The organism is Rhodococcus sp. LB1, assembly GCF_001583455.1.
Taxonomy (GTDB): Bacteria; Actinomycetota; Actinomycetes; order Mycobacteriales; family Mycobacteriaceae; genus Rhodococcus_F; species Rhodococcus_F opacus.
Genome location: NZ_LTCZ01000060.1, coordinates 1 through 11,958, shown reverse-complemented (window position 1 = coordinate 11,958; position 11,958 = coordinate 1). Strand labels below are relative to the sequence as shown.

9 protein-coding genes and 2 pseudogenes are annotated in these 11,958 nt (G+C 63.0%); 3 read left to right on the top strand and 8 right to left on the bottom strand.

The genetic code is table 11. The annotated features are described in order from the left end of the window. From AZG88_RS11605 to AZG88_RS11575, 6 genes and pseudogenes are all read right to left on the bottom strand, one after another. Positions 1-758, bottom strand: a pseudogene (locus AZG88_RS11605) (cytochrome P450); the annotation flags it as partial. A gap of 85 nt (positions 759-843) precedes the next feature. Beyond that, entirely contained in the window at positions 844-1,770 is a 927-nt protein-coding gene (locus AZG88_RS11600) for a LysR substrate-binding domain-containing protein (protein ID WP_061697771.1), read from the bottom strand. Between the two features lie 551 nt (positions 1,771-2,321). Then, a complete protein-coding gene (locus tag AZG88_RS11590; RefSeq protein ID WP_156517468.1) occupies positions 2,322-3,380 on the bottom strand; it encodes an aromatic ring-hydroxylating dioxygenase subunit alpha in 1,059 nt (352 codons plus the stop codon). 34 nt (positions 3,381-3,414) lie between these two features. After that, a complete protein-coding gene (locus AZG88_RS11585) occupies positions 3,415-4,755 on the bottom strand; it encodes an MFS transporter (protein ID WP_061697768.1) in 1,341 nt (446 codons plus the stop codon). A gap of 799 nt (positions 4,756-5,554) precedes the next feature. After that, positions 5,555-5,827, bottom strand: coding sequence for a DUF6308 family protein (locus AZG88_RS11580; RefSeq protein WP_061697767.1), 273 nt, complete (start codon positions 5,825-5,827; stop codon positions 5,555-5,557). A gap of 57 nt (positions 5,828-5,884) precedes the next feature. Beyond that, positions 5,885-6,160, bottom strand: coding sequence for a hypothetical protein (locus tag AZG88_RS11575; protein ID WP_061697766.1), 276 nt, complete (start codon positions 6,158-6,160; stop codon positions 5,885-5,887). A gap of 119 nt (positions 6,161-6,279) precedes the next feature. On the opposite strand from AZG88_RS11575, the gene AZG88_RS11570 reads away from it, so the two are divergent. Then, positions 6,280-7,038 carry a hypothetical protein gene (locus AZG88_RS11570; protein ID WP_231913941.1) on the top strand — a complete coding sequence of 253 codons (759 nt, stop codon included), beginning with the start codon at positions 6,280-6,282 and terminating at the stop codon, positions 7,036-7,038. Positions 7,039-7,056: 18 nt separating this feature from the next. On the opposite strand, the gene AZG88_RS11565 is transcribed toward AZG88_RS11570, so the two are convergent. Beyond that, positions 7,057-7,494, bottom strand: coding sequence for a helix-turn-helix domain-containing protein (locus tag AZG88_RS11565; protein ID WP_061697762.1), 438 nt, complete (start codon positions 7,492-7,494; stop codon positions 7,057-7,059). Between the two features lie 268 nt (positions 7,495-7,762). Between AZG88_RS11565 and AZG88_RS11560 the strand changes: the two genes are divergently transcribed. Together AZG88_RS11560 and AZG88_RS11555 are read left to right on the top strand one after the other, a co-directional pair. After that, positions 7,763-8,584 carry a hypothetical protein gene (locus AZG88_RS11560; RefSeq protein WP_156517467.1) on the top strand — a complete coding sequence of 274 codons (822 nt, stop codon included), beginning with the start codon at positions 7,763-7,765 and terminating at the stop codon, positions 8,582-8,584. A gap of 440 nt (positions 8,585-9,024) precedes the next feature. Continuing rightward, entirely contained in the window at positions 9,025-11,280 is a 2,256-nt protein-coding gene (locus AZG88_RS11555; RefSeq protein ID WP_156517466.1) for a hypothetical protein, read from the top strand. A gap of 119 nt (positions 11,281-11,399) precedes the next feature. Here AZG88_RS11555 and AZG88_RS52535 read toward each other — a convergent pair. Continuing rightward, positions 11,400-11,958 (bottom strand): annotated as a pseudogene (locus AZG88_RS52535) (hypothetical protein); the annotation flags it as partial.

The window sequence follows — 11,958 nt, the reverse complement described above, 5'->3', positions numbered from 1 at the left end:
GGATCGCCGAGCACGGCCCAGGCGGCTGTGAGAATGGCGTCGCGCGGTTCGTTGAGGCCTCCGCCGATGATCACCTTCACGTTGGCGCGGATCTCGTCGAGCGTGAGCGGATCGTCGGCGTGGACCATGCAGGAGATCACCGACGGGTCGGGGTTGCGCCGGACCCGCGGCAGAATCTCGTCGATCGCCGCGTCGACGGCCTCGGTGGCGGCACGCGCGCGGGCCCACACCGCATGGTCGTCACCGTAGTTCGCGCCTCCGCCGTCGATCATCGCCTGTGACCAGGTCTGCAGGTCCGTGGCGGACACATTCGGCAACCCAAGCAGGCAAGCGAGGTTCCGGGCCGCGAGGGGCCCCGCGAAATCCGAGAACAGATCGACGCTCCCCCGCGTGACGAACTCGTCGATCAGTTGGTGGGTGTTGCGCTCGAAGAGCGGTTGCCAGTGCTCTTTGACGATGCGGGGCCGCAGCGCCGGTTCTGCTGCCGCTCGTTCCCGTCGATGCGCGTCGCCGTCTTTCCGAATCATGGTGTGTCCCATGACCCGAGTCATCAACGAGCCTTCCTCGTTGGCGCGGAAGATCTCCGGGTGGCGCTCGAGATGGACGACATCGCTGTGTCGAGTGACCAGGTAGCGTCCGGCGGCCGGCAACCAGCAGACCGGATCGGACTCGCGCAGGCGGGCGTAGATCGGGTAGGGGTCGTCGTAGAGCTCGGCGAGTGAGATCTCGTGGTGGGCGGAAGGTGCGGATGCAGTCATCAATATCTCCTCGAGAGTGTCGTGTGACCGGCATCTCTACCGTCTCAAGGCCGCATTCCTCAGTCAAACGCAGAATGTAGAGAAACTAATCAACTAAATCTTTGTTTTGGGAGAGTGTGGGGACCACAGAACGGCAGTAGTCCAGAAATCCGCTGACGCGGCGAGGCAGTCGCATTCCGGCCGGGTAAGACGCGACAATTTCGCGGGGGGTGGGGTTTTCCGAGATGGCCTTGACGACCACCCGCGACGCATCGTAGGTGTAGGGAATGTGTGGTCGCTGCACCAGGACGGCGTAGCCGAATCCCTGCCCGACGAGGCAGCGCGTGAGTTCGAAACTCTTGGTGCGGAATGCGACCAGGGGATCTATCCCCAACTCGCCCACCATCTGCTCCCACGCCTCTCGGCTGGGCGAGACATCGAACAGCACCATCGGTTCGTCGGCGAGTTCCCGCAGGCTCACCGTCGGTTCCGCCGCGAGGCGATGCCCCTCGGGAAGGATGACGTGCGGCGCGACCCGGGCGAGAGTGACACTGGTCAATCCGTCGTGACTGTGCCTGCCGTACCCGAGGGCGAGATCCAGGCGCCCAGCGAGCAGGCCCTCCTCCAGTTCTGGTTGCGAATCTTCCTCCAACCCGAACTCGACCTGCGGATGTTGCCGCAAATATCCCGTCATCAACGTAGGCATGAGCATGGGCGACAGCGTCGTGTAACAGCCCACGGTCAACTTGCCGGCGACGATGTCTTCGCGGACCGACGACTGAAACTGTTCGGCGTCTTTGACGAGCGACAGCGCGTGGATCAGCGCTTGCCGACCGGCGGCGGTCAACGCGACTCCTTTGGCGCGTTGCCGTAAGACGAGCTGGGTGCTCAGTGCCCGTTCGAGTTCGGTGAGCCCAATGGACACCGCGGTGGCGGACACCGAGCACCGTTCGGCCGCCCCGGTGATCGACCCCTCCGCGGCCACGGCGATAAAGTACTCGAGCTGCCGAAGGGTGTATCGCACGTCGTCCATCAGCGTAGGGTAGCCGCGCCCGGCAGGTCAGCCGGGCCATCTGCCCGACACGGCTTGTGTGGGTCCGTTCGTGGCCGGCCCACCTCATGATCCCGCGGCGGCTCGACCCGCCTGGACACCGCCACGGCGGTCCGGTGCACGAGCTGCTGTGAACGGCTGGCGCACCAGCTGTCGTCATCGCGGAGAGTGTTGTGCACCAATATCTTTCGGTTCAGAGACTTTCGTTTCCGCTATGATATCCATCCTGAGCGCCAGGCCTTGGTCGGAGAGACGAGGAGTGGGATTATTGCCCCCGCACCGGTCACCTACTCCGCGCGACCGTCTGCGTGTGCACATGGTCCCGAGGCTCCAGTCGGCTCTGTCAGGCCTCGTTCGGCGGTCGGGTCTGGATGGTCTCCCGTATTCGGCGAAGCGCACGCTCGAGAAGCTGAGGTTCCGACGCGGAGGGGCCGATCATGGAGACCTCGGCACCGCGGTCGAGGTGCACCACATCAACACACATCCGGCTCCCGCGCCGCAGGAACGATACCGAGCAACCCTCGGTCACGAGGTCAGGCATGTTGCACCACTCGCGCACCTGATTCGTCACGGCGGATTGCTCTTCCGACAAGGCGGCGCAGCTGGTGCCCCGCCTTGTCGCTGGTAGTGCTGACCTGGCGGTAGTCCTTGCGGCCGTCGCGCCGTTTCATGTCGCTGATCGCGTTGAGGGCATCGACGTCCTCCTGGAACGCCTGCCTGGTCCCAGCGAGCAACTGCTCGGTGACCGAGTCATCGCCCACAGCGAAGTCGCGGGAGATGACCCAGAATTGATGGAGTCGGTTCTCGCTGATCGGTGTGATCGCGTGGATGACGTACAGGTTGTAGTCGATGCGGTCGGTTTCCGGCTGCAAGTCGACCAGCCGGCCGAGCGCCAAGTGGATGGCCGGAGTCGGAACCGTCGCCACCGCATGTCGATCCACGGTGTGCCCGACCAGGCCCATTACTCGCGCATACAGCCCCGGCGGCTCGTGATTCTCGAGCAGCCGGACAGTGCGCACCGTCTCGTCCGAGAGTTCGACTTGAACGGGAACCGACGCCCAGGCATCGGTGCCGAGATTGCCGGCGTGCAGGTAGCTGAAGTGGGTCAGATCCAGCAAGTTCTCGTGTAGGTCGAGGTAGTTCGCGTCGATTTCGTAGTGTCCGGTGATGACGGTCCAGCCGTCACCGGTCATCGGGCTGGTGTCTGGGACCGTGGTGGGGTCTGCTGCGTCAGGGTCCCCGGTCCAGATCCACAGGAAGGGGCCGGATTCGACGACCGGATACGAGTGCACCTGCGCATCTGGTGGCGGCGTCTCACCGGACGGAACGCGAATGCACTTTCCATCCGGGCGGTAGGTGAATCCGTGATAGCCGCAGACGACGTTGTCTCCTTCGAGCCAGCTACTGGAGAGGGGGTAAGAGCGGTGTACGCATCTGTTGTCCAGCGCCACAGGGCTGCCGTCTGCGCGTCTGTAGAGCAGTACCGGCCGATCGGCGATCCACCGGGAGGTGAAGGTTCTGGTCACCTCCTCGCTGAGGGCGGCTACCCACCACAGCTGCCGCGGATACGAGCTGGAATGGTTGTCGGACATCAATCGGCCTTTCTTCTGAACGTGCAAGTGTGTGTCACGCGGGTGCCGAATCCTTCGACATCGCTTGTGACGCTTCTGTTGTCGAGACACCCTGGTCAGTTCGGGTGCGAAGGAGCGTTGCGCCGACGAGTCCCACGAGGGATGCCACTGCCAGGTAACCGGCCACCGAGAGAAGCGAACCGGTCGCGGTGTGCAACCACGTGGCGATCATCGGCGCGAAACCGCCGCCCAGGATCGACGCCGCCGCGTAGGCGACCGATGCACCGCTGAACCGGACTTCGGTCGGGAAGGCCTCGGCCAGAGTTGCAGCCTGGGGCCCATACATGAGCCCGAGTGGAACGGTCAGTACGACCAGCGCGCAGGCGATCAGGATTACGTTCGCGCTCCCGACCGCCAGGAACAGCGGTACCGACCAGAGGAACGTCAGGGCGGACCCCCACCGGAGTACCCGCTGTCGACCGAAGCGGTCCGACGCGGCGCCGCCGAGGATCGTGGTGACAACCCACAGCGCAGATGCGATCAAGACCGCCGAGAGTACGGTCGTTCGGTTCATTCCCAGAGCGGACGTTGCGTACGACAGCACGTATCCGCCAGTGGAGAGGTACCCGGCAATGCTGCATCCGGTCACGATCAGCGTGCACACCAGCAGCGGTTGCCAATGCGCCCGGAAGAGGGTCAGCAGTGGAAGTGCCGGCCCGGTTTTGCGCGCACGCATCTCCTGGAACTCCGGACTCTCATCGACGGTGCGACGGATGACGACACCGATCACGAGGAGCACGACGCTGAGGAGGAAGGGAATCCGCCATCCCCAGGACAAGAACTGTTGCTCGGTGAGCGTTCCGCTCAGCAGGGCCAGGACTCCCGTGGACAGCAGCATTCCCGCCGGGACACCGACCTGGGGGAACGACCCGAAGAAGCCTCGACGGTTCTGGGGGGCATGCTCGACCGCCATCAGCGCCGCGCCACCCCACTCGCCGCCGGCCGAGATCCCCTGCAGTACTCGCAAGCCGACGAGCATGATCGGTGCCGCGACACCTATCTGGTCGTACGTGGGTAGAAGACCGACGAGCATCGTCGATATCCCCATCAGTAGCAGCGACGCGACCAAAACGACGCGTCTGCCCAGTCGGTCGCCGGCGTGACCGGCGATGATGGCACCGAGCGGGCGGAAGATGAACGAAATCCCCACCGTGGCGAACGCGAGCAGAAGGCCCGCACCGGACTCCAGTGGCGCGAAGAACAGCCCCCCGAATACCAGTGCCGCCGTGTTGGCGTAGATGAAGAAGTCGTACCACTCGATCGTCGTCCCGATCGCAGTGGCGGCGATCACGCGACGCTGCTTCCGGGTCGTGTGTAAGTGCTGTGTTTGCGACATTTGGCGTTCCTTCTTGCCGACGGGCGGTCCGGCTCGCCCCGGACTCGCGAGTCGGACCGGACTTGAATGGGCACTGCCCGCATCGAAGTATGACCCGGGCCACAAGGAAGGAAAAGCATAACTATCATCACAACAATCACTACTCAGTATTGGATAGGTCTCGAAGTAGTCCGGCTCCCGTATGTGCGAGGCGAAACCAATGCACTCATCCGAGTCGCCGCCCACATCGGCGATACACACCACCGGCACCCAGACGGCATCATAAAGAAGCACGACTGCCCCTCGCGGAAACTCCCACCGGGAGAGCCGAATTCTGCGCGCCACATGCGCCCAGGACATCGCGAGACCTCCAGCGCGAGCACCCGAATCGGGCACGAGACTGCGCCGCCGCATCACTCATGGTTTGCGCGCACTCGGTGACCGCAGCAGGAAAAGGCACCTCCCTCGCAATCACCGCCGCCGTCGCCGCCGCGCATGGACCGTCAACCTGTCCTTACACCCGCAAACCCCGGAATCAGCATCCACCTCGCGATCCGCCGACGCCGCACCGCAACCGCGGCCAGTCCCGCACCACACCCGACCGCCCACCCGCCCCTTCCACTGAAACCACCACCCGATAGTCCCACTCATAAGTCCCACTCATTTGAGACTTCTTGATGCACAATTACATTCGACCCCGCCATGGCCCCCGTGGTTGACAATGCTTCCACGAAACCAATCGCCAATTAATTTAACGCGAGGAGCATCGTGCACGCCATGACGGCATCCCCGATCATCGAAATCGGGCAACGTATCGCCTTCACCCCGAACCACGGCGGCACCGAGACACAACCCTGACCAGGACGCCCACCACCCGCCGGAATGCACGGACAGGAACACCCGCCGCAACCAGATCATCCGCGGTGAACCGGTCCGCCTCCCCCACCCGGTCCCCGGTGCTCGACCAGGAGTCGAAGTGCGCGCCGACGTAGGCGTCGTCGCCCAGATACGGGCGGCCGTAATACTTCGTCAGCGCCGCGACCGCCGCAGCGTCCGAGTCGGTCGCGAGGGTGGTCGGCAGCCGCAATGTCATACCCCGCACCCACTCACCCCCACGCGCCGGCGACCGGGAACCGAGCCGAGGTGGTCGCTACGCGCCGGGCCCGGAATCAGGGGCGGTGTCGGTGTCGGCCGCGGCGCAGCCGCCGGCGGTCGCGGGCAGAAGCGTGCGCGCCTTCTCCGCCAGATCCGGCAGACCCAGCGCACCCCGCCAATCACCGTAAGCCCGCGCCGGGGCGGCCAGAGCCAGTTCCTCGTCCACCAGCACCACCGGGCTGGTGGGGTACGCGACTCGGGCCACGAACCGGGCGACCTCGTCGGCGGTCAGGATCTTCCCGAGCGGCGGCGTGGTTGTTGCACCGGTCATGGCGTCTCCCCATTGTCTGAGCTGACTGGACGTTGCGTGGACAGTATCGCGCTGTGGGCGTGACCCTTCGGCTGTCACAGGGACGTGTCATCTGCCCAGTTCAGTGATAGGAATGCGCGGTGATCGATGCGCACAAAGGATGGACTGAAGGCGAGTGCACCACCACTGGCTTCTTCGACGGCATGGACCGCTGGAGGACTGCGAACCCGCCGCCCGGCCCCCGAGTTCGTGCCGCGGCGCGTCTGCAGCTTGGCCACTTCAGACGCCCGCACCAGGGGCGCTGGTGGAAGGCCCTGGCACTGACAATGCTCCTCGCCGCCATCGCGGCGGCACTCACCACCGTCGCGCTCGATGACGTCCTGATGGTGTTGCTCGTGGCGATCGCACTCATGCTGGTCGGGATATTCGTGTACGTCGTCTACGGTCTGGCACTGGCGACTCGATCCCGCGCCTACCCCGTCACCCGGTGGCGGCACCGGTTTCGGGTGATGTGGCTGACGGACGGCACCAGCACGGTCGGGGCGGCGCTCACCGTCTACGTCCGCCGGGGCGGCGCGGTGACCTTCCACAACCACTTCCGATGGCCCGCAATCACACCCCAGCGGCCGCCGGTCGGCCGCCAGCTACGGCTCGAGCTACTGACCATTGCCGCCGAGGCCGACCAAGTCGTCATTACCTTCACGACCGATGAACGCATCGCCACCACGTACACCAAGGACGGGTGGCGGGCACCCACCGACGCCGAACGTCACCAGTACACGATCCCGACAACCACGAAACAAAACGGCGAGCTCACGCGCTGGGATCTGCTGTTCGATCCTCACGACGAAAAATGCGCAGCCACCCTCACCGCTGCACGAGCCGAACTCGCCACCTGAGACGGCAGCTGTCGGTGGCTATACGCCGCGGCGGGCGCGGGCACTATCGACCACGGACCGCTGAAGCACCCAGGTACCGCCGACACGGGTGGCCGGCAGCACCTTGCCCTTGATGGCCTTCAGCACGCCCTGGCGGGTCATGCCGAGCCCGTCGGCGGCCTCCTGCACCGACACCAGCGGCGGCAAGGCCATCGCGTCGGTGAGACGGTCGAAATCGGCGGTGCTCAGCAGTCGCAGCGACCGCAACGGCCACGGGTAGGTCTCCAGGACCGCCAGCGCCGTCGAGGTGGCCTGCCGCACCGATTCCGCGGGGATGGAGAACACGACCTCCGCGTGGCCGAGTTCCGAGCGCGCGGCCGCGCCGCTGTACTCCGCGATCGGGCCGAGCAGGGCGTCGGCGTTCTCCTCGCCGAACGTCGCGTCCAGCTCGGCGACGACGTTGTACGACTCTGCCATTGGTCTGGATCCCTTCTGTGTTTGTGAGTGGTGTCAGGTTTGGGACAATGCAACTCGGGCCGGGGGTGATATCAGCACCCCCGGCCCTTGTCAGATCAGCGCCGTGGAGGCCACTGGAACCCCGCTCGCTTCAAGTACGAGAGCGTGTTCCGGAACGATCGCGGGTCGCTCGCCGAGCCCGAGAAGGTCGTGATGAGCTTCTCGTCCTTGTAGGCCATCGGGTGGCCATTCTTCGACTTCCCGCCTCCTTAAGAACCTTGGAATCCAGGTGGGATCGCCGGGAATGTACGCTCACTCATCTCTCCGGAGGACGGAGTCGACGAGGAGGGTAATAGCGGAGGACAGAGACGAAGTCATGACCATGCTCGGTGCACTCGAACTCTTCATCACTAATGCACTCGACGAGAAGTACGACGCAACCCCTCCGCACTGGGCGGACATGATGGGGGTCAGGAAATTGGACCTTCGTGAGTTCGTCGAGTCCTTCGACGCCGGCGGTTACCCCGCGGAGCGCACTCGCGGCGCTGTAACCCGCGCATATGACCTCAAGCTGCAGTACTACTACCTTGCCGAGGTTGACCTTGGTACCTACAACCAGGTCTACTCTGCGGAGATCAACAACCGCGGGCTATCCAATGAGACCGCCACGCCACGACTCCTTCTCATTAGGCTCTCGCAGGACCAGAGTCTGATCGGGAAGATGCGGGTCCTGTGGGAACGACTGATGAACCTGATCTACTACGTCGAAACCGGCAAAGACATCGCAGCTCGAAGCAAGAAGAAGGCCTTCTTCAGATGGCTCGAGACCGAGACAGTGGCGGCCAAGTGGAGATACTTCCAGCCATACGAACAAGTAATTGCACAGTACGACGACAAGTTCCGTACCCCGGAATTCCACAAGAGCTCGACCCTGAGGCGGGAAATCCTTGAGCGCTCACTGGACATCAACGACCTTATCGAACCTCTGAACTACTTCACCAACGGAATCTGGTCGAACATAATCTCCATAACTAAGGGGAATGGACCAATCTCCTTCCACCAGATACACCGCAATTCGAACGGTGAGATAGACCCGCGCTACCGAAAGTAACCTTCGCTGAGTCAGCCAACGGGTACAGGAACGCTGCTGCACCATTGGCCGGAGCGTTCCTGCATCACCGGGTTCAGATCTGCTCGTTCGGTTCCTCGGACGGACCCATCGCCGGACGTAGGGTCAGGAGATAGCGCGGTGGCAGATCCTGACTGTAGGTAGCGAAGCCACTTGAGCAGACCGGTTTCCCGCTCGGCTATTCCTCTTCGCGGCCGTGGCCAGGGTGCTCCGTTCCAACTCTCACCCGTCAATCCGTGGATGCGGTTCTCCCGCACACAGTTGACCGATGTCGTTCACCGCCAGCATTCGGCCTCTCACACCAAGCCTCGGAACGGGCCTTCGTCTGGCCGATCCCTGGTTGGCTCGTCGATCGCGGTGGCTTCGGTAGCCACCACCTTCGTCTTGCGACCTTGTCGGAGGGTACGTGTACAGATATCTCGGTGACCACTGACGACGCCGGTATCGATTCGCGCTCGCAAAACTTTGCTTCGGCATGGGCGCACCACGACACGGCCGACGACTGTCGAAGAAGAATTCAGACTGCCTGGAATGAGCTGGACTGCCCAGGCTTGTTCGGCACATTGATTGGAGCCGATAACGACGGCTCCGGAAGTATCGCTGTCACCGTCGATTGGCCACCAGAAGCCCAGGAACTCCAAAAGGCCGCGCGGGGATTCGTGGAAGCATTGCGCGCCTGCCTGGACGATGCCGTTTCGATCGCTGAGAGGACCGTCTCAGGGTCACTGACAACCCCTGACGAATCGGCGCGTTTCCCGCTGTGCAGCAATCTGGACGACTTCATTGCCCACTACGAAGGCGGAGCGATGGCGGGTCTTCGTCTCGATCACATTCAGCTACTCCAGGCGTTCCAGCCCTTCGCCGATGATCCGGACATTGACAGTTCGGTGAACTTGGTTCGCAGAACTATGCGGCTTCTCTCAAACCTCACTCAGCGGAGCACGAATTCTGACGTAGTGACGGTGTGGGCGTACTCGGCATCTCCCGAGGTGCTGGTCGAGCCGCCGCAGGCCGTCGCCGAGCTGACCATCGAACCCGCTGGGCGAGTTGTCGACGTATACACCGTTGCACGATTCCAACTCGAACCGGCCGAACCCGCAAGCCATTTACGCGGCAATCCCCAGGTGGCGCTGGACATCGCGTTCGATGCGGAGCCTTGGCCGATCGATCCAAACGACACCTTCGATCTGCGGTGCCATCAACTGCTGGTGGTATCCGCGGAGGTTGTTCGATCGTTCGAGCGTTCTTTCGGACTTCGATCCGCCGAGCACCGGCGCAGAGGCAGGGGCCGGGGCGTGCCGCCGAACGCACAACGTGATAACGCAACTTGGGCACCCATCGACTCAAGCGAAGTACCCGAGCTCGAGACGGCATTGGTCGAATCTGACCTCGGACTCGCTGTATATCGCGACGGTTCCGAAATGATCATGATCGTTAACACCGAACAGGGAATTTTTGGGAGAATCGTGCCTCAGCCTGTTGCACTCGATCCGGATCTGCGGCGTGGGATCGCCGCGGAGAACGCAACGTTGGGGGCGGCCGCACGGTGGGGTTTGCCCGACTTCGTCCTAACACCACTGACGGTGTCGAAGTCGACCGCAACGCGCGAACTAGGCGATGGCACAGTAGTTTTCGGAGAACGCGCCTTGGCGATTCAAGTGAAGGCACGCGATCACCCCGGTCCCAACCCCGAACGCGAACGCGCGTGGATCGCCAAGAACGCCAGCAAGGGTGCACGTCAGGCAGCGGGCTCGGTACGGTCGCTCAGCGATGCCCCTGTGTCGATGACTAATGTCCGTGGGCGATCGATCGTAGTCGTCGGCAGTTCCCTGGACTGGGTGGGTGTGGTGATTGTCGACCACGACGACCCTCCTGACGACATCGCGCCTGTCGCCAGTACGCCGGCTCTGCCGATCGTCGTACTCCTGCGTCGCGAATGGGAGTTCTTGTTCGACCACCTGCGATCGCTCACGGCTTTGGGTTCCTACCTGCACCGAATCAAAGACGATGCAGTTGCCCCCGGTGATCATCCAGGGCACTATTACGAGCTGGCCACCGCCGACGAGCGTGCCACAGCGAATCCAGGGCGGCCCCCGGTTTCCCTCGGTTCCGGTGAACAGCGATTTTCCTATCCGCTGCTGCCCATGGAACCGGCCTCCAACCTTGACGAACAGGGCGCAGCGATGTTTCGGCAGATGCTGGAGGACCTCGCCACGTCGCCGTGGGATCGGTCTGAGGAAGATCGACTGACGCTTTTGCACCTGCTCGATCGGCAAGCTGTGACCGAGCGAGCGAAGATCGGTCGACGCATGATCGACCTGCCGCGCGACGCATCGTCCGTTTCACGCGAGGCGACACGATTTGATCTGCGGCGGTACGTTTTCGGTGAGGGGGATCTTCAACTCGGTTTCGGAGTGTGCAACACATTCAGCGAACTTCACCGCGAGGCGTTCCGCCGGTGGGTGATGTTGCGTCACCACGAGTTGACAGAGACCCTTCCCGACGACAGCCGAGAGGACATCTGGACAGTAGCGATACTTCTGACACCCCGCCACGACGGGCTACGACCATGGGACACCACCGTGTTTGCGATCAACGGTGTACTCGAGATCGACGATGCCGACCTCGCCGCACTCCACCTCTTGTGGAACAGATCGGGCGCAGAAACTGATGAGTAACTGATTCTCCGGCGTCGCATGCAACGCCCGCCCAATGCGGTCAATCGATCACGATCGCCGTCTCGCAGAACCAACGACGCAACTCACGTACCGAATTGTCGTCACATAACATCATCTAATTACTTTCCCCCGCTGGCAACGGTCTCTGGGGCGTTGCCGCCGGGCTCGAGGATGGCGTCCAACGCTCGCGTCATCGTGGCTGCAAGCATGATCGCCAACGTGGCGTGGAGGCTGTTCAATTGAGCGGTGCTCGCACCGTGAATCGTTACGTGGCGCGAGAAGTTCGACGGAACCGGATGTTTGTGGCTCTTCCAGTCCACAAGGAACCGAACCGCGGTAGCCATCGGCATGTCGTACCGGAACACAGTCCACAGTGCCGCGTCATCGGACTGATCGAGTGTCAGCTTCTCTCTCATCTTCGTGTACCCGAGCCCGTCGAAGTGCGTCTTCAGATAACTGTCACAGACCACCACGGCGAGTGCTTGAGCTGCTTCATGATGGCCGTCGATGAACGCATTCACTGCCTGTCGCACGAGAATCGCACGGTCTTCAATCAGTTCGTGAACGGGCTCTTTCAGAGCATCCCGGCAGTCCTCAGCGATTTCGTCGCTTCGATCGCCGACGATCTTCAGCCGTGCCTCGAAGTCCGGCGCTTCCATAAGCCTGGATGCACCGATC